Genomic DNA, 20082 nt, shown 5'->3' on the forward strand with positions numbered 1-20082 from the left:
CCCACCTGACAACGATCTTGTTTAATTTGGAGTCTTTATGAAGTTTCTTGCACCGCTTGCCCTGCTGACCATCACCAGCTTAATGACCACGCCATTGATGGCTGCCGAGACGGCCCCGCAACTGACCGGCTGCGCCGCCAAGCGCCAAGCCATCAGCCTGCAGATCGAACAAGCCAAGGCCCACGGCAACAGTGAGCAACAAGCCGGCCTGGAAAAAGCCTTGAGCGAAGTCACCGCCCATTGCACCGACGCCTCCCTGAAAAAGGAACGCGAGAACAAGGTGCTGGATGCCAAACACGAAGTCAGCCGCCGTCAGGCCGACCTCGACAAGGCCATGAAAAAGGGCGACTCCGAGAAGATCAACAAGCGTAAGGACAAGCTCGCCGAATCGCGCAAAGAGTTGCAGGAAGCCCTCGACGACCTGGACAAGTAAGGCGCATTCGGCGTTCTTGCCCGATCAGGCTCAGTGGTCGCGAAACTGCTTATGACAGGCGCTGCAGGCATCTTCGACTTTCTGCACGGCCGGCCCCAGGTTACTGGCCTTGTAAGGCTGAACCTGGCTGGCGATCACCAATTCACCGGTGGCCGCCTCAAGGTTGCGCGCCAGTTCCTGGAACTGCGCCTGTTTTTGCCAGACCTCATCCTTGGCGCTGGTGTGGTCTTCTTCGCGCACCGTTGGAAAGTGCCTCCACGGCTCATGGGACAGAGCGTCGAGCTTGACCGCACCTTCGGCAAATTTCGCCCCGTCGAACGGGATGCGACCGCGCAGCATGCCACCCAGGTCTTCGCCGGTCTTGAGCATCTGCTTGAAAATAGCCTTGCGCTGGCCCAGTGGCGAGTTTGGATCAACGCCACCGCAGGCAGTCAGCGTCAGGCAGGCCAGCAATACAACAGTCAGTTTTTTAAAAGTCATGGTGGCTCAGGGTCACGGGAAACGGCGGCCAGTATCCTCGCCCCGCCCGCAAAGACCAATAGCCCTATTAATAATATGGATGCTTGCGCCACAACCTGCGCGGGCAATCGCCTTGGGAATTTACTTGCATGAATAACCTGTTGAACCCCTGGAGTCGCCGACTGGCGTGGGCTCTGCCGATGATCGCGCTGCTCGCAGGATGCGACGGCGGCAACACTCCGGCCCCCACACCTGCGCCCGAAAAACCCCACGCCGTAGCGACCTATGTCAGCGCCACCTGGGACGCCCTGCCCGTGGTTTCGGACAGCGACCTGCAAGCCGGTTTCGAATCCTGGCGCAGTGCCTGCCAACGCCTGAAGAACGATCCGATATGGGGCACCACCTGCGCGGCAGCGGTCAATGTGCCGGGCAATGCCGGCGACATCCGCGGCTTCCTCAAGCAACAGTTGGACGTCTACGGCTTGCGCTCGGCGGACAACACGCCCAATGGCCTGATCACTGGCTACTACGAGCCGGTCTATCCAGGCAGCCTCACCGAAACCAAAACCGCCCATGTCCCCGTGTTTGGCGTGCCGGACGACCTGATCATCGTCAACCTCGAAAGCATCTACCCCGAACTCAAGGGCAAACGCCTACGCGGGCGCCTGGAAGGCCGGGTCCTCAAGCCCTATGACGATGCCGGCACCATCAACCAACAAGGCTCCAGTGCCAAGCCGATTGCCTGGCTGACCCACCCGATGGACCTGCAATTCCTGCAAATCCAGGGTTCTGGCCGCATCCAGCTGGCTGATGGCCGACAACTGCGCGTGGGCTACGCCGACCAGAACGGTTTCCCCTATCGCCCGATCGGCCGCTGGCTGGTGGAGCAAGGCGAGTTGAAGAAAGAAGAAGTCAGCATGGGCGCGATCAGTGCCTGGGCCAAGGCAAACCCGCAGCGCATCCCGGAACTGTTGGCGAGCAACCCCAGCTACGTCTTCTTCAGCACCCGGCCCGATAGCAACGAAGGCCCGCGCGGCTCGCTGAACGTGCCGCTGACTGCAGGCTACAGCGTGGCGGTGGACCGCAAGGTCATCCCGCTGGGCAGCCTGTTGTGGCTGTCGACCACCCGGCCCGACGGCTCGCCAGTGGTACGACCGGTAGCGGCCCAGGACACTGGTGGTGCGATTGTCGGTGAGGTACGTGCGGACCTGTTCTGGGGGACGGGTGATGCTGCGGGCGAGTTGGCCGGGAATATGAAACAGCAGGGCCAGATCTGGATGCTGTGGCCCAAGGGCGCAGCGCTACCCAAAGTGCCGGACGCTCCCCTGTAGGAGCCGGCTTACCGGGGCAAGCGGGCTACTACTGGGGCAAGCGAGCTCACTGTGGCAAGGGGGCTTACTGTGGCGAGCGGGCTTGCCCCGCGCTGGGCTGCGAAGCAGCCCCAAAACCACCCGCTATGGATTATCTGATACACCGCATTCGACTTACTGGGGCTGCTTCGCAGCCCAGCGCGGGCGATGCGGCGTTCCGACAAGCCCGCTCGCCACAACAAGCCCGCTCGCCACAGCAAGCAGGCGCCGACCCAGTGCTTTACATCGAGACGAAGAAAAAGCTCGCAATCAACACCATGCCCACAAACCACACCAGCGAACGCAAGATCGCCCAGTCCGCCAAATAGCAGATGATGTACAACAAGCGACTGGTGATAAACAGCACCGCCAGGACGTTGATGGTCACCAGTTCCGCGTTGCCCGCCAGGTGGGCAATGATCACCGCCGCCGCAAACGCCGGGGTCACTTCAAAGCTGTTGAGCTGTGCGCTATGGGCGCGTTTGGCAAAACCTTCCAGGGTCTCCAGGAAGGCCCGGGGGTCGTGGTTCTGCCGGGGCCCGAATTTGCCGCCACTGAACTTGGCCACGCCGGTACACAGGTAAGGCAGAAAAATTGCGATCAACACACACCAGAAAGCGACAGTCATCACTCATTCCTTTTTTAGTTTTATCCACTGGTTAGAGTTTCATCACGAGCATGCCGATCAGTACCAACCCACAGGCTAAGAGCCGGGAGCGGCCGAAAGGTTCTTTCAGATAGCGCATACCGAACAACACCACCAGGATCACGCTGACTTCCCGCAGCGCGGCGGCCTCGGCAATCGAGCCCAACTGCATGGCCCAAAGCACCAGAGCGTAGCTCAACAACACGCACAATCCCACGCTCAGCCCCAACCGCCATTGCGTGCGCCAGAACAGGCTGAACGCGGCACGCTTGCGCACCATGGCCAACAATGGAAAAGGCCAGGCGCTGAGCAGCGTCAGCCAGACCAGGTAGTCCAAAGGGTGCGACCAGCGCCGCAGCGCCTGCCCGTCGAGGAAGGTATAGCAGCCGATGCACAAGCCGATCAGCGCCACCACCGGCAGCATCGACCAGGGCAACCTGTCCCCGCCACCGCCCTGCCACAACAGGCACAGCATGCCGAACGGGATCAGCAGGATGCCGACAATCTGCTGGGTACTGAGCACTTCACCAGCAAACACCAGGGTCAACGCCAGCACCACCAGCGGTGATAAGCCACGCATCAACGGGTACACCAGCCCCAGGTCGCCGACGCGATAGGCCTGGATCAACAGGTACCGGTAGAGCAACTCGAACAACGCCGAAGCGATGATCCACGGCCAGATTTCCAGGGGCGGCAGTGAAACAAATCCCACCGCCAGCAGAACAAACAACAGCGCAACGCTGTCCATGCAGGCGATCACCAACAGGCGTTCGCCGCTGAATTTGATCAAGGTGTTCCACGTCGCATGCAACAACGCCGCTACCAGGACAAGGGCCGTCGCAAGCAATGGAACCTCCTTAATTGATTCGGGATGTATCAGCACATGTTTATACTAAACGCCGCTTCGGCGCACCTAGCATGCCTATGACGGCTGCCATTTCCCCTATCTGCTCTTATTTCAACCGCCTTCCAAAGGACCCCGGATGCTTGAACTTGTTGCCGCCTTCATATGCCTCACCACCCTGCTCACTTATGTGAACTTCCGGTTTATCGGCTTGCCACCGACCATCGGCGTAATGGTCACCGCGCTGATGTTTTCCCTGTTACTCCAAGGCCTGAGCTTTATCGGTTACCCCGGCCTTGAAGAGCGCGTCCAGCAATTGATCGGCCAAATCGACTTCGGCGACTTGCTGATGAACTGGATGCTGTCGTTCCTGCTGTTCGCCGGCGCCTTGCACGTCAACCTGAACGACCTGCGCAGTTATCGCTGGCCCATCGGCCTGCTGGCAACCTTTGGCGTATTGATCGCCACCGTAGTGATCGGCAGCCTGGCGTATTACATCTTTGCCCTGTTTGGCTGGCATGTGAGCTTCCTCTACTGCCTGCTGTTCGGCGCACTGATCTCGCCCACCGACCCGATTGCGGTGCTCGGCGTGTTGCGTACCGCCAATGCGTCAAAACCGCTGAAGACCACGATTGTCGGCGAAAGTCTTTTCCCCCCATATAGTCGTGTGGACAGACATCGCAAACACTTGCATTTACTGGCCTGCAGCTAATCAAATGTTGTCCACATCATTTCTACTTTATATGGACACTTGCTTGCCCCACTGCCTATCAGCCCCGACGAGTCAAGATGCCGCTAGCTCCACCTAACCGACGCTCACTCGCCGCCTCGACCTACTCTGGCCTCGCGTAATTTCTTGATACGTGAATTAGCTCCGCTGACATGACGGCTTTCACAAATTCGTACGAGCTGCAGGAGGTTGTTAACCAGAGTATTCTCTCGCCATACACTGCATTTAGTGGCACATTGCCCCACTGGTATTTCTCTTGGCTGCGCAGTGCTCAGGTACCAGCCACAAGCCTGTGACGGTCAGATTAGAATTAGGCATAAGCCCAAGCCGCTGCGCTGGAATAGCGGAAGAAAGGCCGAGGCCCGAGTGGATATTCGTGTTATGGATGGCGTGAAATTCAAGCAAACCGGTCAGTATGCACTGTGCTGCATTGAGACCTTCTCGGACGACCTAAAGGATGTCCTCAGGGCGAATCTCACCCGAATATGCCACGGTGCCGACCAAGCCAGCCGGAGCATGGTGGTATTCAAATACGCGGCAACCTTGAAGTCATTTTGGGATCGCTACTCCACCAAGGATCAGAATACCCGCACTGGCATGTTGGGAGAGCTACTAGCGCATGTCGTAATCCTTGAAATGCTTGACGATTTTGATGTGGTCTCGCCTTTCTTCAATATGGAAGAAAAGCATATCCGGAAAGGTTTTGACCTCATTCTTTATCAACCCTCAACTGACGAGGTGTGGATCACGGAAGTGAAGTCGGGGGCAGCCGGAAAGAAAACCTCCTGTGCAGCCAGCAAGTCCATGCTAGCCAAGGCACGTGATGACCTTAAGGGCCGACTCGCGGAATCAGAAATGAATCATTGGCTGAACGCCATGAATGCCGCACAGAAATCCATTAACGATAAGAAAAGCTACAAAGAATCTGTCCTCGCCATCCTGGGTATGGAGGGTGACAAAGCTTACGGGAACTCTGCCGTACCATCAGACAATAACGTAGTCTTAGTGTCTGCTTTGTTTAATGATGTCTCGCACGAAGTCATGGAAACGAGTATTGCGGACTTCACCACTACCCTGACAACAACTCCTATATTCAAAACTGTCTTGGTCTTATCCCTCCATAAGGGAACACTTCAGAAACTGGAAGACTTTCTCCGCGCCGAGGCAGGATGCTAAATGCAAGAGCTAACTATCAAGGAATTGGCAAAAACCCGCTTCAAAGACATCTACATGGAGCTTCTCCGTGGCAGCGAGATGTCCGACGGGGATACTGTTAAGCTGCTTGCGATTGCAGTCCTGCTCCTCAACCACAAAGCGCCTGAAATAAAACGTTTAGGTTATAGGGTAACCTTGTTTTATGGCAATTTGACGGGGAGATACGAGCCGCTTTATGACGTATCTATCAACAGCGGGCTATTACCTGTCTCTGCCGTTCTCGGTAAATCTTTTGAGCAAGATGAAAGGCTGAGTAGGTCATTCATTCAAAATATCGTGAGTAGTTACGTAGACACATTCCGCGATCAGGGTATGGTGCTTACGGAGCAGCAGGATACGCTAAGAACGTTCGTCCAGGACGAATATGAGAACTCGTCAGTAGTCATTGCCCCGACGTCCTACGGGAAGTCTGAGCTCATTATCAAATCTGTCAAAGACAACCCCTCTAAACGCATCCTTATCTTGGTGCCATCGAAAGCTTTGCTCGCCCAGACGAAGAAGCGCCTGATTTATTCAGATATTCCAAAGTTGGGCAAGGTCGTGACGCATCCGGAGATGTATTCGCCCGAGCGAAACAATCGAACGTTTGTGCTTACACAAGAGCGCCTGAATCGCCTACTAAACGAATACAGTGGCCTGTACTTCGATATGGTGTTTGTGGACGAGGCTCACAACCTCCTTCAGGGCGACAGTCGCAATGAACTATTGGCGACTATGCTATGCATCCTAGGCGCGAGGAATTCTCAGACTTCATTTAAGTTTTTGACTCCTTTCCTTTGTAACGAGCTTAACGTTCGAGTTCGTTACCTTGATATGACGCCCAAGGGCTTCAGGGTAGATGAATACATCAAGTCTGAGCGCTTCTACACCAGAGACTTCAGGACTGGGAAGAACGACGGCAAGCTAAAACTCTACGACCATTTCCTCAACCAATGGTTGGAAATCGACAGAAAGCACAAGAATTGCTTCGACCTGATCAAGCGCGAATCGTTAGCCAAGAATATTATTTATGGCAACACCAAAAAGAAAATTGAGCAGTTCGCCGTCGAGCTCGCCAACACGTTACCTGATATCGACTGCCCGTTAGTTCAGCGAGCTTGTGATGAGCTTGAGGAGACATTCGATAAGCGATACAGGCTGATTTCATGCTTGCGCAGGGGAGTGATGTACCACCATGGCTCGATCCCGGACACCATACGACTGTATTTGGAAAACCTGTTCCACCAGTCAAAGGCGATGAAGTATTTGGTCTGCAACTCCACTCTGCTTGAAGGCGTAAATCTTCCTATTGAGCGCCTGTTCATTTTTGACTATTCAAAAGGCCGTGGAAATCTGACCTCATCGCAATTCAAAAACCTAATCGGTCGTGTTAATAGATTTAGTGAGGTGTTCGCACCCGAAGCGGGCACCACGCTTAAAAAGTTAGAGTCAAGCATCTACCTTTTGGGTGTCGACGGCTTCACGAATAAGAAATCTAATCTTCAGACCTTCTATGAAAAAAACGTGAATGTTTCGAAGGTCGACGAAGACAACGTAAGCAACGTCCTGCTCCAAGAGACTGCCATTTTGGATGGCCCAATGGCAGACCGGCATCGTGACGCTGTGGCAAGGCTGGAAAATCTCCAACCTGGCATAGTCACTGGTCAAGAGTGTGAGTATGTCAAGACACAGGTTGGCCAGTTGCTGATCGCTAACAGTGTGAGTGAGATTGACGTGTTCGCCACTGAGGAGGAGATTGATAGCGCGATTAGTACATCGGTTGAGGAATATGGTTTGATCGATAGCGCTGACCGCCTCCTGCTAGAGATCAAGTCTTGCTTTGTCGACAATTTCGATGATAAGAGAAAGTACAGTGACCTAAAGCGACTGCAAAACAAGGCTACTATAGATTTCTACGCTATGTTTTTGGACTGGAAACTGAAAAAGTACAGCCTCAAGCAGATACTAAGGTACACATTAAAATATTGGCGCGAGCTTCCTGAGAAAAAGGGGACTGACTATGTGTATGTCGCAAACTGGGGTGATACTAAGTTTGGTAATAGCCAGTTTCCTTATTGGGTCAGAATTTCAACCAAGGATGATGTAGAAAGAGTCAATCTCGCAATCGTTCGTCTTAAGGAAGAAGATGATTTTTTTGACAACAAGATTTTTAAATTTGTTGAGGTGCTGAACGGGGTTGGGGCTATTGATCCAGCTTTTTATAAACGCATGAAATATGGCACCACGGATGACGCAAAAATCAAGCTAATCCGAGAGGGATACAGTCGCGGTCTGTCCGAGCTGTTGCTTGATCGATACCCCCAGTATGTTCGCCTCGATAGAAATGGCGAGATCCAGGTTAGCTCTAGGGTCATTAGGTTGATGAGGGACAATGAAGAGAGCGACCTGCTCATCTTCGAAGCTCAGATGAACCTGAAAGCGGTTCCCGAACCGGCGGCTTAACCCTCACAGGTATTGCTGAGATCGTCCGATCCTCTTGGTCTATGGCCAAGAGGTGTCGTGACATCCTCTCGTTTGCCGCTTTAAGGGCGATATCAAGGAGGCACTCACCACGTGACACTGCGCCATAGCTGAGGCAGGATTAGGGTGCCAAAGCACCTTCGTGCTCGCCATATAGGGGCAGCGTTGGCTCGCATGGGCGATGCAAGATGGTGGATGACGTGGCCGCATACATGGCTTCGGTCATCACCCACAAGTCGTCAATCCACAATCCGTCTCTGAGACAATCAACACAAGCGCCCGAACCGCAAGGCAAGACGATGAATTACGCGTCGCAATTCACGCCCGTGGATGGCATGCGACGCGTTTGGTACTCGCCCTCCAGCTACAAACTACCGTGGAAATATTTATGAATTTCGCGGACTAACTTTTCCAAGCTCACCGGGACTTTTTTTGTTTCCTCCATTTGTTTTATAACAAATTTGGAGAAGTCATTTTTTTTCATCCATTTGATACGATTAGCAATTAACCTACGGCATTTTTCATCAGCGACCTTCTCGGTCAGGAAGCTGTTAAAGGATTGATCAACTTTTAAAGTTTCAGAATTAAGTTTGACTACGTCAGGGCGTGGCTCCAGCCAAAACTTCGACTCTGCATGATCCCAAGCCGCAGCCCCGCAAAGCTCTTCAATCGCAATGGATAACTCAAAACCAGCCTTTAGCGCCTGCCGGAGCTCATCATCCCCATTAATCTTGTTAAGCTTGAAATATTTTAGTTTTCCCTTCAGGTCTAAGGAGTCCGTCCGTTGACTTAAGGTAGCTTCTGCCGCCGCACCTGCCTCATCACCATCCAGCAAAACTGCAGTGCGACCTTTCACATCCGTCATCACGGCGCGAGCTGTAGCATACCCGACAACCCAGTTAGTGCCAGCCCCAGAGCCTGACTTTGTTATCACTTTGAAAGGAATGGTTGGGCCAAACAGTATAGAACAGGCCTTTTCAAGGATAAGCTTGTCCGTATCACCCTCTACGCAAAGCACAGATTGATCAGTGTGTAGGGACTGCCCTTCAACCTCCTTCAACTGCTCAAATAGTTGACGTCGCTGATCCAAAGCAACCTTCAGGTAAGGCTCTATAAAGGGCATCAATCCTAGCCCGTCATCCAATGCTGCAGTGGTTGTGGAGTCTACAAAGGCCGTCGCTCCGTTTATGCGGGAAGCATATAAAGCGCGTGCTTTATCTTGTGACTTGGCAATGCTGTAAAATGCAGGCGAATGCGTGGTGAGAAGTATCTGGATCACATTCGAACATCGGTAAAATTCATCAGCCTCTTCAACCTGCCTAGCCAACTCCAGATTATTCTCTGGTTCTTCATACCCAAAAATTGTTTCGGGTGATGGCCTTCCTTTCGCGAAGTTCGCCTTCCGTTGATCTGCTAAAAATCGAAGAATTACAGGGATATGTCTCCCTTGGACACCATCACCACGGTGTTGCAATGGTGTCGCAGCATGCTTATCCGCAGTTTTGAAGTCGAGGATTTCGAAAAGGCTGCCCAAGTCGGTCGGCAAAGAAAATTCAGTTTTTAGACTCAATATTCTTAATGCTTCATCTTCGATTCCTCGCACTTCTGTACGTAAACTCTTCAAAAACTGCCCTGAAGCTTTAGCGAGTTTAGGTGCGATAGTCTCCGCCAAGGTGTTATGTAATCTTCTTTTAAGCGTGTTAAAAAACTCTTCGCCACGAATCGCAGGTACGTATTCATAGCCTATCTGTCGCAGCCAATACTCCGTCTTTGAACGCGCACTAAAACTCTTATCACCAATCATCTTCATGTGTTCATCATATGGCATCACAGTTTCTTCGCGCCATGTTTTTCGCCACACCACAGGATCATTATCGGTGTAATTTTTCGGTGGCTGAATCTCGAGCTCAACCATAATTTCCTTCGCTCTGTTCGCACGACCAACGGCTTTTTGGCTGTAGTCATCTACAAAGACCAGTTGTTTGCCTACGTCAGTTTGATTATTAAAGAAAAGATTCAATGCTCGCAGAACATTGCTCTTTCCTGAATCATTAGCACCTGCCAAAACAGTGTAATTAACAGGCAGAATCTCCACATCAACTAATGAGCGAAAGTTTTTAATTCTAATGCGGGTTATGTACACGGGCGCCTTCCATATGCGTGAGCTCGACCAATCAACCTATTACACCACGAAAGAATATCAATATGGCATCACGCAATGCCGTCATGCTGGGTGGGCGGTAGCATTTTTCAGAGGCTCGCACGACATCACGGACGTGCAGGCAAGAGGACACTGAGGATGCGGGTAGCTCAGTCAGGTCACGCCCTGAACAACTCATCCAGTGGAACAAACGCAGCGCCTGTCTCTGCCGCAGCTCTGACCTTGCGCTCAATCACTTCGGCGATGGGTATACGCTGACCCAATGCCTTGTAGATGTCCTCGCCGGACATGCAGATCACCTTTCGACCTCTGCCAAACGCATGGAGGCCCTCCTGCGTGAACCCTCCATAGCTGATGAAAACGCCTCGGGCCCAGGCGGCCTTCTGATCTAGCTTGCCTTGGAACGTGTGTAGCTCAGCTGCTCCAATCGGATCTCTGACCCATTTGGCTTCGATCAAATACGTTTCGTTTCCTAGCTGGAAGCTGCCGTCTATTTGCTCGCCAACCAAGCTGAACGGCGAACGCGCCTGAAGCCTAGATGAGTCAAAAAGCTCTTTGAGAAATCCTTCGAATTCGTAGCCACGCTTCTGCGGTGGCAAATCGCGCAGGTCGTACAGCCGCTGCTTTAAAGCATCAAGAACTGCGCCCTGATCAATGACCGTTGCTGCAGCGAAAGGATTTTGTACCACCTGGGCGTGCTGTCCTGGTGATCTTATTGATTCGAGCAGCGATAGAAAGCGGCCTTCGGCGTTTACCACGTCTTCCGTCGCGTTGCTGTCTGCCCGAATAGTTCGCCGGTACTTCCAGAGGGCTTCGAGCACTCGAGCTACCGTGGAGTGATCGGCGTTTTGGAGGAGACATCTGACGCGCCTAGCCTTGGAGGTACCATCCTTGGAGAACATTTCGTGAGAGATGTCGATCTCAAGCTCCTCCATGAAGAACTCGTCCAACGTACGGTTGGAAAAGTCGAGGACGTATCCGCCGCCCATGTCGAAGATCGAATCAAGGAACCGCATCTCAGTCGATTTGAAGTTCGCCATGCCTTTTCTCAATTTTCCCTTGTCCGATATCAGATGCCGAGTCCAAATCACGCTGAAAAAACCAGCTGCCACTATGCCTAAAAAATTACGGCCATGCTGTCATGATATTCGACCAGCCTAGCCCCATATTTTGGAACCATCGTAGACGCTCTGCAGATCGTCATGCTAATTTCGCCGCCTCTGATCTCCCTGGATCAAACGGTCGGCTCGTGAAGGCTCAAATGCCACAGGTTGCAACACCCTCTTTATCGCACGCATTTCGACGATAGTCAGCGGGCAGCCGACACCCTGACGCTACCGGAGAATTGCTATGCGCGTCCCTGTCTATCCAGACGACCTGATCCGAAATCGTGGTTTCAAAAGCCTGTCCAAGCAGTTGCAAAAGCAATGGCATGGCTCAGCCCCAATCTCGCTGGCAGATGCTCAAAAAGCTCTCGCGCAGGGACTCGGCTACAAGAGCTTCTACGATCTCAGCGAGACTTCAAAGGTCTGCCAACCTGGTGAACCTGTGCCGCCAGAAGCCGATGTCAGGCAGGCAATTGGTTCAGCCATCAAAGCTACCCTGCAGCCCATAGATGAGCTGAATCTGGAACGGCTTGTAAACGATCTTCCTCTGACAAACCTTGTAGCCTTCAAACGTGTGCAGGTTTCTTCAGGTGCTCGTCATAGCCTGTTATCTGAACTGGTTCGCGGGGCTCAGCCGGGGTTGTCTAAGGAACACGTTCAGACGCTGGAAAAGATCCTTGCCGAATCTGGGAGCTTGAGAGATCGAGCTCTGTTCGCATGCATGCTGGGTGCTTTGCGACAAAACGAGTTCCTATCGGCAAGGATGCGGCACGGTGATGCGGTGTATGGCGTGAAAATCCGTGAAAACAAGAATGTTATTGACGCGATCCCCGATAGGCACAGGTCGATGTTCGAGCAATACATCAAGACCTCGAAGTTGTCGGACGGAGAGTATCTTTTCCGTGCGGCTAATGCCCCTGAGCGTCCACTATCGCCTGACGCTCTGAGAAAGATCTGTGTCTCGTGGGCTGGCAAAGCGGATATTGATGCGGGCCTGCTCACACCTCATGCCATCCGCAAAACTACATATAATTACGCGGACTTCATCCGTCAAATCAGCGATAGCATGGGGCACCACTCAGCCAACACGTCATTGGCATACGCAGTCGGATTACCTACAACCAGTAGCACTGTTCACTAGGGCTAAACTCGGAAATGGTAGAGAGCTTGATTCGCGAGACGATTTGCGGTTTTCCTGCCCCATAGGTCGACGGCGATCTGGAGTATTCCTGCTTTGGGCCAGCCCCTATCGGGGTGCGGCTGTCGTAAACCAAACCCTGGCTTCGCCAGGTTTTGGCCCTGCGGGCTTCCATCCTCAGGCCTTTGGCCCACAGGGCCGGCGCGCTCCGCTTGCGGTCATGGCCTATATCCAGGCGCCCCTCTAGGTATACCCAACAAAGCAGCTTGGTGATGGCCTCGCCGAGGGCTATTGCGAAGTGGATTTTCCTGACCTATGATCAGGGTCAGGCGGTGATGGTCGCCTGGCGCCTGTTTCGCGAAGCAATAGCCCATCGTTGACGAACCTCTCGTTTTACATCGGCATGTCCCTAACCAGACGCTGCCCGGTGAACAGGCAATCGGACACCTAAGCGTCGTAGATTAGGAACCATTGCCATGTCTGATTTTTCCCCGCTAAACCTCTTAAAATCTCAAGCTAAACAACTTGTTCGAGATCAGGGCCTGAAGCTTTCTGTCGCTCAAGAAGCACTTGTGCAAAAAGCAGGCTTCGCTGATTACCATGAGTTTTCTATGGTCGCCCAGCGGAACCCCAAGGATCCACGCCTGATGATGGCTGTCTTTGGGATCAGAGATTTTAGCGACGCGATCCACGAGGACGATGTCTACACGGATCTGGATCAGGAGCTGGAGGATCAGCTCTCAGGTGCGATTGCGGAGACAAACGCAAGCGGGTTCACGGTGAACGCCTTGACGGTCGATACCACTGAGTACGCCGATTCAACCGGCATGCTGACCCTAGGAGTATCGCTGACCTACCAAGGCCAGCAAGACCAGGAGCGGGTATACCACGGTGCAGCATTCTTCCTTACTGCCACGGTCGGGTTGCTTCGCCGCGAGGGGAAGTGGTTGCTTGCAGAAGATGGCGTATCCATTTCCATTATCGAGTCGGATGCAGATCGAGATCGTAAGTCTGAGCAGGAGTATTGGGCTCAGGTGGAAGAGGCTCGAAACAGCAACCGTATGTCCATGGCGCAAGCACTCGCAAGCGAACTGGGGATATCGGTCGAAGATGGCGAGCTCTTGGCGGGATCAGAGATCACCACCAACGAGTCGGATGATGGTCTCGTGTACAGCTACTGGATCAATTTCGAACCTGAAGCTGAAGGCGAACTGAGGGCAGACTTGCTTGCGCGTTTTGGCTCGCTGGAGTACGAGCTACACGTAAACTTCTTCGATGATGTTGAACACGAGTTCTGATATTGATGAGGTGGTGGCCAGCTTCATGCTGGCCATTCAAGACTCCACGAAGGCAGAAACGCAGGGTAGCGAAATGACAACAATTTACTTCGACGAATCGGGTAACACAGGACGTCAGTTGGCCGATCTAGACCAACCACTGTTTATCCTTGGCTCGTGCGACTTCAACGCTGAAGAGTGCGAGCAGCTACTCCGCCCACTCCGCTCCCAGCAGGCGGCTGAAATCCACTTCAAAAAGCTTCGAAAGTCTGGGCGAGGGCAAGACCGGATCATTGAGCTATTCCGGTCTGACCTGGTGACACCCAAGCGCTTCAAGGCACAGGTGTTTCACAAGCGATTCATGCTGTTGACCAAGGTGATCGATGACCTCCTGGAGCCGCTGCTTTACTACCAATTCGACTTCAACCTTTATGAGAACGGCCAAAACATCGCTCTGAGCAACATGCTCTTCGCTTGCCTTCCTTTAGCAGTGGGGGATGGTTGCTTCGATCAGTTCCTCTCCGCCTACTACGACATGTGCTGCGAGAAAAGCGAGGAAGCAATCACTGCGTTCTACGAGCATTTGGAGGTGATGAAAGAAACTGCCGCACGGAGCACGCTGCCGATGGAGTGGGAGCTCGGAGTGCTGTCCATGACCTCGATGATTGTCCGGGATGCCTTCGAAGATTTGCCCAAACATACCTTCAACCCAGCAATACCGGCTTTCTTTTCACTGTGTGTTCAGTGGGGGAGGCAGCATGCCAGGTTCGACGCGTTATGCGATGACTCGGAGCCACTGGAACGGCAGGCCGATTTTTTCACCGCAATCGCCGAGCTCGAAGAACAAGGTGAAGAGCAGCAAGTTATCGGTTTCGGGAACGCCCAGATTGAGTTGCCCCTGAAACTGAATACATTGGCCTTCAGCGCCTCACACGACTCTGATGGTATCCAGCTCACCGACGTGCTCACCAGCGCGCTCTCGTACTACTACACCAAGCGGCAGAAGGGTGAAACAGACGATGAGTTCTTCATGAAGCTAGATAGCCTGGGCTTTCTGCATGATTTCGTCAGCGGCTGTGTTTGGCCTACGACAGATGTCACTCCAGAAGCACTCGGAAGGGCTGGTGATGAAGGCGGGCACAACCCAGCGAATGCCTTCGCTGACTTCATTATGGCAAGAGACAGGCAAGAATAGCCCCAGACCACAATGTCGGCACCCAAAGAGATCCGGCCCGAAGGAATGCTCATGACCACCAGCACACTGGCTCAGCAATTGCGCGAGTCTAAGCATGTTGTTGTCTTTACCGGGGCGGGTGCTTCAGCCGAAAGTGGCATCCCGACATTCCGTGATGCACTGACAGGGCTCTGGGAGCGCTTCGATCCGGCTCAGCTCGCCACCAGCGAAGCATTCAGAGCCGATCCAGCGCTGTGTTGGGGGTGGTACGAGTGGCGTCGGCAGAAGGTTGGGCAGGCGAAGCCGAATGGAGCGCATCTCGCTATCGCCGAGCTCGCCAGGCATGTGCACAAGCTGACGGTGGTCACACAAAATGTGGATGACCTGCATGAACGCGCCGGCAGCCAGGATGTAATTCATCTGCATGGCAGCCTGCATTCTCCTAGGTGCATCGATTGCGGGCTGGCATATAGGTTGCCCCTCACGTGTGGCGCACTGCCTGAGGAGGGAAGTCGAATTGAGCCGCCGCGATGCAGCGCGTGTGATGGGTATGTTCGACCAGGAGTCGTTTGGTTTGGTGAGATGCTGCCTGAGGACGCTTGGAGTGCGGGCCTAGCCGCTGCAGAGGAATGCGATGTGTTCCTCTCGATTGGTACGTCCGGGGTTGTGTATCCGGCTGCTGAGCTACCGCTACGTGCTTTGGGCCATGGTGCCACTGTCGCTCATATTAATCCTGTGCGGTTCGATATCAGCAGTCAGGAGCATTTTCTTCAGGGCCCTGCCTCGTTGATGATGCAGACACTGCTTCGTGATGCCTTCGGCTAACTTCTACCTTCTAGTGTGATGGCGGTTCACGGTATATCCGCTTTGGGCTTGCCCCCTCGGGGTACGGCTGTCGTGAACCAAACCCCAGCTGCGCCGGGTTTTGGCCCTACGGGCGTCCATCCTCAAGCCTTTGGCCCGTCATGGGCCGGCGCGCTCCGCTTGCACTTTTGACCACAACGTACATGTTTATCTCAACGACTATCTTCTCGCCAACGCAGATAACGCCTTGCACATGTAGCAAGCCGAGTCAGGGCAAAGCCCCCTGAACTGCTCCGTTTGAGAAATCAGAGGCGGCGCAGAGCTTCGTTGGTTTGCTGCATAGCCCTGCTGCTCAAAGAAGCCTGACGCAGTTGTTGTCAGCAAATGAAGTCGAGCGATTCCCTGCTCGGCGGCCTTCGCTTCAATGACCCGAAGCACCGTGACACCGACCCTCTTCGATCTGTGTGTCGAGACTACAACCAGAGAACGCAACAACCCGTCAGTACCATGCGTTTCAAATCCTCCCCATCCAACAGTCTCACCATCCTGTGAGAACTCAAAAAAGGTTCGGCCTGGAAGATCAATATCATCTGCTGGAAGGTCAGCGGACTTCAGCGCGTCGCGAAAACGCTGCCGTTGCCCTTCGGCTATTTCCGTTGCCTGTATCACCATCTCCTTACCCATCCCTTCGTCTCCTTCTGTGCCGGTTGGTATGGCCTGTCACGGCTCAAGCCGAAGCAGCAATCATCATATTCGCTTTACCGAATATTCGACAAAGCATATATTCGATTTTTCGTATGCATTAGCTAGCGACGATCCCGGCGCATTTCGCCACACGCTCCACGACATCCACGAGCGCATCAAGCTCTTCGTTTTGGTCAAGACCAAACACCTGGAGGATCTGTGACAGAACCCATGAACCCCACCACCTTGTTCAAGTGCCTGGCGGACGACACCCGAGCAAAAATTTCGCTGCTTGTCGTGAGTGAAGGTGAGCTGTGTGTATGCGAGCTAACGGCAGCACTCGACCTGAGTCAGCCGAAGATTTCTCGTCATTTGGCGCTGCTGCGCTCTGCCGGTTTGCTGTTGGATCGTCGCCAAGGCCAATGGGTGTACTACCGGCTGAATCCTGATTTGCCCACATGGGTGACTGCAGTTTTGAAGGAAGTGGTAGACGCCAATCAGCAATGGCTGGAAGCCGAGGCTAAGCGCCTCTGCGGCATGAACGACCGTCCGATTAATCAAGCCGTGTGTAGCTGATTCACGCCCAACCGGATTAATGAAATGCTGATTGCCGTATTGATCTTTATCGCCACCATCGTTCTTGTCATCTGGCAGCCCAAGGGGCTGGGGGTGGGCTGGAGTGCGATGTTCGGTGCCATCGTAGCGTTGCTGGCAGGTGTCGTTACCCTTGCCGACATACCAGAGGTTTGGCGCATTGTCTGGAATGCCACTGGGACTTTCATCGCGGTCATCATCATTAGTCTGCTGCTTGATGAAGCAGGTTTTTTCAAGTGGGCTGCGCTGCATGTGGCCCGATGGGGAGGCGGGAGTACCCGCAAGCTGTTCGCATTTATCGTCCTGCTAGGCGCAGCAGTGTCGGCCCTGTTCGCCAATGACGGAGCAGCATTGATCCTCACACCCATTGTGATCGCGATGTTGTTGGCGTTGCGTTTTTCTCCTGCGGCTACTTTGGCATTCGTCATGGCAGCCGGTTTTATCGCCGATACGGCGAGCTTACCGCTGGTGGTTTCCAACCTGGTCAACATCGTTTCTGCCGACTACTTCGATATCGGCTTCAACGAATATGCATCGATCATGGTGCCGGTAAACATCGTCAGCGTGGCGGCGACGTTAGCCATGCTGCTGTGGTTTTTCCGCAAAGAATTACCAAAGACCTATGACCTCAACCAACTGGACAATCCGGACGAAGCAATCCACGACCGGGCCACTTTTGTAGCCGGCTGGTGGGTGTTGGCACTACTCCTGATCGGCTTCTTTGTCATTGAGCCACTGGGGGTGCCAATCAGCGCCATTGCAGCAGTCTGTGCATTCATTCTTTACGTCATCGCGGCTCGTGGTCACGCCATCAACACAAGCAAGGTGCTCAAAGAGGCGCCATGGCAGGTAGTGATCTTTTCTTTGGGGATGTACCTGGTTGTTTATGGCCTGAAGAACGCCGGCCTGACCGACCACATTGCGCAGATCCTGAACGTGTTCGCCGGTTATGGCGTTTGGGGCGCGTCCCTTGGTACAGGGCTGCTAACAGCGTTGCTGTCTTCGATCATGAACAACATGCCCACCGTTCTGGTAGGCGCCTTATCCATTCATGCCGCTGAAGTCAATGGTGTAGTCCAGCAAGCGATGGTTTACGCCAACATCATCGGCTGCGATTTGGGCCCGAAGATCACCCCAATTGGGAGCTTGGCAACTCTGTTGTGGCTGCACGTGCTCGCCCGGAAAAACATAACGATCAGCTGGGGTTACTACTTCAAGACCGGGATCGTGCTGACCGTGCCCATCCTCGTCGCCACATTGTCCGCCCTGGCACTGCGCCTCAGTTTCTGAATCAAGGAATCGTCTGATGAAAGTCTTGTTCATGTGCACTCACAACAGCTGCCGCAGCATTCTGTCCGAGGCGCTTTTCAACCACTTGGCGCCCGAGGGTGTAGAAGCCGTCAGCTCAGGAAGCTTTCCCAGTGGCCGGGTGAATCAACGGGCATTGCAAACGCTGGAGGCGGCGGGTATCTCCACGGCGGGCTTGAGCAGCAAGGCTTCGGATGCTTTTGAGGGCTCACCGCCAGACATCGTGATCACTGTCTGTGACCGGGCAGCGGGTGAGGCATGCCCAATCTTCTTTGGGCCAGCTTTGAAGGCGCATTGGGGTCTGGCCGACCCGTCTGACGCTAGCGGTTCGGAAGCCGAGATCACCGCAGCTTTTGAAACCACACTCGCCAAAATTCACGAGCGCGTGAGCGCATTTCTTGCGCTGCCACTGAAGACCATCAGCGCTGAACAGTTGAAGGCTGAACTGAACCGAATCGGTTCGCTTTAAAGATCTACCGAGGCGGCACCCAACCAGGCGCCGCCGTAGGAGTTTATATGCAAGACACATTGCCGAACGTACACGCCGACCTGATCGACATTCCTTCGCTGGAGCAACTGTCGCCTCGTACTCCTTCGCTCCATAAACCTCGCATTCTTCTGCTGTACGGATCAACGCGAGAACGCTCATTCAGCCGGTTAGTCACGCAAGAGGCGGCACGCCTGCTGAATGAGTTTGGTGCTGAAACCAAGATCTTTGACCCATCGGGTCTGCCGCTTCCGGATGACGCTCCCGATACACATCCCAAGGTCGCTGAGCTGCGCGAGCTGATGCAATGGTCTGAGGGACAGGTGTGGTGCTCCCCTGAGCGTCACGGCTCCATGAGTGCAGTATTCAAAGCCCAAATTGACTGGGTTCCGCTGGCGATTGGCGCTGTACGACCTACGCAAGGCAAAACCCTTGCTGTGATGCAGGTCTGCGGCGGCTCGCAATCTTTCAACGTGGTCAATCAGCTGCGCGTACTGGGTCGATGGATGCGGATGTTCACCATCCCAAACCAATCTTCGGTGGCCAAGGCATTTACCGAGTTCGACGAGACAGGTCGTATGAAGCCGTCCTCGTACTACGACCGTCTCGTGGACGTGATGGAAGAGCTGATGAAGTTCACCCTGCTGTTGCGGGATCGCCAGGATTATTTGGTTGATCGGTACTCCGAGCGTAAAGAGTCCGCCGAAGAGCTTTCCAAACGCGTCAACCAGCGCTCCATCTAACGTCAGTACGGGGAAGCGATATGAGCCAGATCACGATCTACCACAACCCCGAATGCGGCACCTCTCGCAACACCTTGGAGTTGATCCGTAACAGCGGGGAAGAACCGACGGTTATCGAGTACCTGAAGAACCCGCCTGATCGCACCACACTTGTCAGACTCATTGAGGATATGGGTATCGGGGTGCGGGCTCTTTTGCGTATCAAAGGCACTCCGTACGAAGAGCTAGGATTGGGCGATGCATCACTGACGAACGAACAGCTCATCGATGCCATGATGGCTCACCCTATCCTGATCAATCGCCCCATCGTCGTGACGCCTTTGGGGACGCGTTTGTGTCGTCCGTCAGAAGCTGTGCTCGATTTGTTACCGCAAGAGCAGCGTGGGAGTTTCGTCAAAGAGGACGGCCAAGTGGTCATTGATGAGCACGGTCGCAGAGTCTGATACGACGACGGTGAGGTGCCGCGATTG

19 protein-coding genes and 2 pseudogenes are annotated in these 20082 nt (G+C 53.8%); 15 read left to right on the forward strand and 6 right to left on the reverse strand.

The window, feature by feature from the left end; translation table 11 throughout:
* The first annotated feature begins 37 nt into the window (after positions 1–37).
* The gene (locus C5F71_RS10300; protein WP_070993957.1) at positions 38–433 is read left to right on the forward strand and encodes a DUF1090 domain-containing protein; all 396 of its coding nucleotides are present in this window, start codon (positions 38–40) and stop codon (positions 431–433) included.
* A gap of 30 nt (positions 434–463) precedes the next feature.
* On the opposite strand, the gene C5F71_RS10305 is transcribed toward C5F71_RS10300, so the two are convergent.
* Positions 464–913: a cytochrome c gene (locus tag C5F71_RS10305; protein WP_104911067.1), complete on the reverse strand. Its 450-nt coding sequence runs from the start codon at positions 911–913 to the stop codon at positions 464–466.
* 128 nt (positions 914–1041) lie between these two features.
* Here C5F71_RS10305 and C5F71_RS10310 point away from each other — a divergent pair, with 128 nt between their 5' ends.
* Positions 1042–2223, forward strand: a complete 1182-nt coding sequence (locus C5F71_RS10310) for a murein transglycosylase A (RefSeq protein WP_104911068.1) — start codon at positions 1042–1044, stop codon at positions 2221–2223.
* Between the two features lie 259 nt (positions 2224–2482).
* Here the strand turns inward: C5F71_RS10310 and C5F71_RS10315 are convergent, their stop codons facing one another.
* Together C5F71_RS10315 and C5F71_RS10320 are read right to left on the reverse strand one after the other, a co-directional pair.
* The gene (locus tag C5F71_RS10315; protein ID WP_070993958.1) at positions 2483–2869 is read right to left on the reverse strand and encodes an MAPEG family protein; all 387 of its coding nucleotides are present in this window, start codon (positions 2867–2869) and stop codon (positions 2483–2485) included.
* Between the two features lie 31 nt (positions 2870–2900).
* Positions 2901–3734 (reverse strand): EamA family transporter, encoded by an 834-nt coding sequence (locus C5F71_RS10320; RefSeq protein ID WP_029297377.1) that lies wholly within the window; start codon positions 3732–3734, stop codon positions 2901–2903.
* Positions 3735–3870: 136 nt separating this feature from the next.
* Here C5F71_RS10320 and C5F71_RS10325 point away from each other — a divergent pair.
* From C5F71_RS10325 to C5F71_RS10335, 3 genes and pseudogenes are all read left to right on the forward strand, one after another.
* Positions 3871–4383: pseudogene (locus C5F71_RS10325) on the forward strand (cation:proton antiporter); the annotation flags it as partial.
* 444 nt (positions 4384–4827) lie between these two features.
* Complete coding sequence (locus C5F71_RS10330) at positions 4828–5637, forward strand: Hachiman antiphage defense system protein HamA (RefSeq protein WP_256588123.1); 810 nt, start codon at positions 4828–4830, stop codon at positions 5635–5637.
* Positions 5638–8118, forward strand: a complete 2481-nt coding sequence (locus C5F71_RS10335) for a DEAD/DEAH box helicase family protein (protein WP_104911071.1) — start codon at positions 5638–5640, stop codon at positions 8116–8118.
* 382 nt (positions 8119–8500) lie between these two features.
* On the opposite strand, the gene C5F71_RS10340 is transcribed toward C5F71_RS10335, so the two are convergent.
* Entirely contained in the window at positions 8501–10279 is a 1779-nt protein-coding gene (locus C5F71_RS10340) for an ATP-dependent endonuclease (protein WP_177410400.1), read from the reverse strand.
* A 176-nt stretch (positions 10280–10455) separates the two neighbouring features.
* Positions 10456–11337: a restriction endonuclease gene (locus C5F71_RS10345; protein ID WP_104911072.1), complete on the reverse strand. Its 882-nt coding sequence runs from the start codon at positions 11335–11337 to the stop codon at positions 10456–10458.
* 310 nt (positions 11338–11647) lie between these two features.
* On the opposite strand from C5F71_RS10345, the gene C5F71_RS10350 reads away from it, so the two are divergent.
* The 4 genes from C5F71_RS10350 (at position 11648) to C5F71_RS10365 (ending at position 15817) form a co-directional block, all read left to right on the forward strand.
* Entirely contained in the window at positions 11648–12544 is an 897-nt protein-coding gene (locus C5F71_RS10350; protein ID WP_104911073.1) for a tyrosine-type recombinase/integrase, read from the forward strand.
* Between the two features lie 473 nt (positions 12545–13017).
* A complete protein-coding gene (locus C5F71_RS10355; protein ID WP_104911074.1) occupies positions 13018–13839 on the forward strand; it encodes a hypothetical protein in 822 nt (273 codons plus the stop codon).
* A complete protein-coding gene (locus C5F71_RS10360) occupies positions 13817–15013 on the forward strand; it encodes a DUF3800 domain-containing protein (RefSeq protein ID WP_256588124.1) in 1197 nt (398 codons plus the stop codon). Before C5F71_RS10355 ends, C5F71_RS10360 begins: the two co-directional genes overlap by 23 nt.
* Positions 15014–15064: 51 nt before the next feature.
* On the forward strand, positions 15065–15817 hold the full coding sequence (locus C5F71_RS10365; protein ID WP_177410401.1) for an NAD-dependent deacylase: 753 nt from the start codon (positions 15065–15067) through the stop codon (positions 15815–15817).
* 198 nt (positions 15818–16015) lie between these two features.
* Here the strand turns inward: C5F71_RS10365 and arsN2 are convergent, their stop codons facing one another.
* Complete coding sequence (arsN2, locus tag C5F71_RS10370) at positions 16016–16480, reverse strand: arsenic resistance N-acetyltransferase ArsN2 (RefSeq protein ID WP_010206896.1); 465 nt, start codon at positions 16478–16480, stop codon at positions 16016–16018.
* Positions 16481–16604: 124 nt separating this feature from the next.
* On the opposite strand from arsN2, the pseudogene C5F71_RS29270 reads away from it, so the two are divergent.
* The 6 genes and pseudogenes from C5F71_RS29270 to arsC all read left to right on the forward strand — a co-directional run.
* Positions 16605–16703: pseudogene (locus tag C5F71_RS29270) on the forward strand (arsenate reductase ArsC); the annotation flags it as partial.
* A gap of 8 nt (positions 16704–16711) precedes the next feature.
* Positions 16712–17056, forward strand: a complete 345-nt coding sequence (locus C5F71_RS10380; RefSeq protein ID WP_177410402.1) for a metalloregulator ArsR/SmtB family transcription factor — start codon at positions 16712–16714, stop codon at positions 17054–17056.
* Positions 17057–17080: 24 nt separating this feature from the next.
* The gene (locus C5F71_RS10385) at positions 17081–18364 is read left to right on the forward strand and encodes an arsenic transporter (protein ID WP_104911076.1); all 1284 of its coding nucleotides are present in this window, start codon (positions 17081–17083) and stop codon (positions 18362–18364) included.
* 16 nt (positions 18365–18380) lie between these two features.
* On the forward strand, positions 18381–18851 hold the full coding sequence (locus C5F71_RS10390; RefSeq protein ID WP_003395039.1) for an arsenate reductase ArsC: 471 nt from the start codon (positions 18381–18383) through the stop codon (positions 18849–18851).
* A 47-nt stretch (positions 18852–18898) separates the two neighbouring features.
* Positions 18899–19612 (forward strand): arsenical resistance protein ArsH, encoded by a 714-nt coding sequence (arsH, locus tag C5F71_RS10395; protein ID WP_055135316.1) that lies wholly within the window; start codon positions 18899–18901, stop codon positions 19610–19612.
* Positions 19613–19632: 20 nt separating this feature from the next.
* Complete coding sequence (arsC, locus tag C5F71_RS10400; RefSeq protein ID WP_007247287.1) at positions 19633–20055, forward strand: arsenate reductase (glutaredoxin); 423 nt, start codon at positions 19633–19635, stop codon at positions 20053–20055.
* The last annotated feature ends 27 nt before the right edge of the window (positions 20056–20082 follow it).

This window comes from Pseudomonas sp. LG1D9 (assembly GCF_002949995.1).
Taxonomy (GTDB): Bacteria; Pseudomonadota; Gammaproteobacteria; order Pseudomonadales; family Pseudomonadaceae; genus Aquipseudomonas; species Aquipseudomonas proteolytica.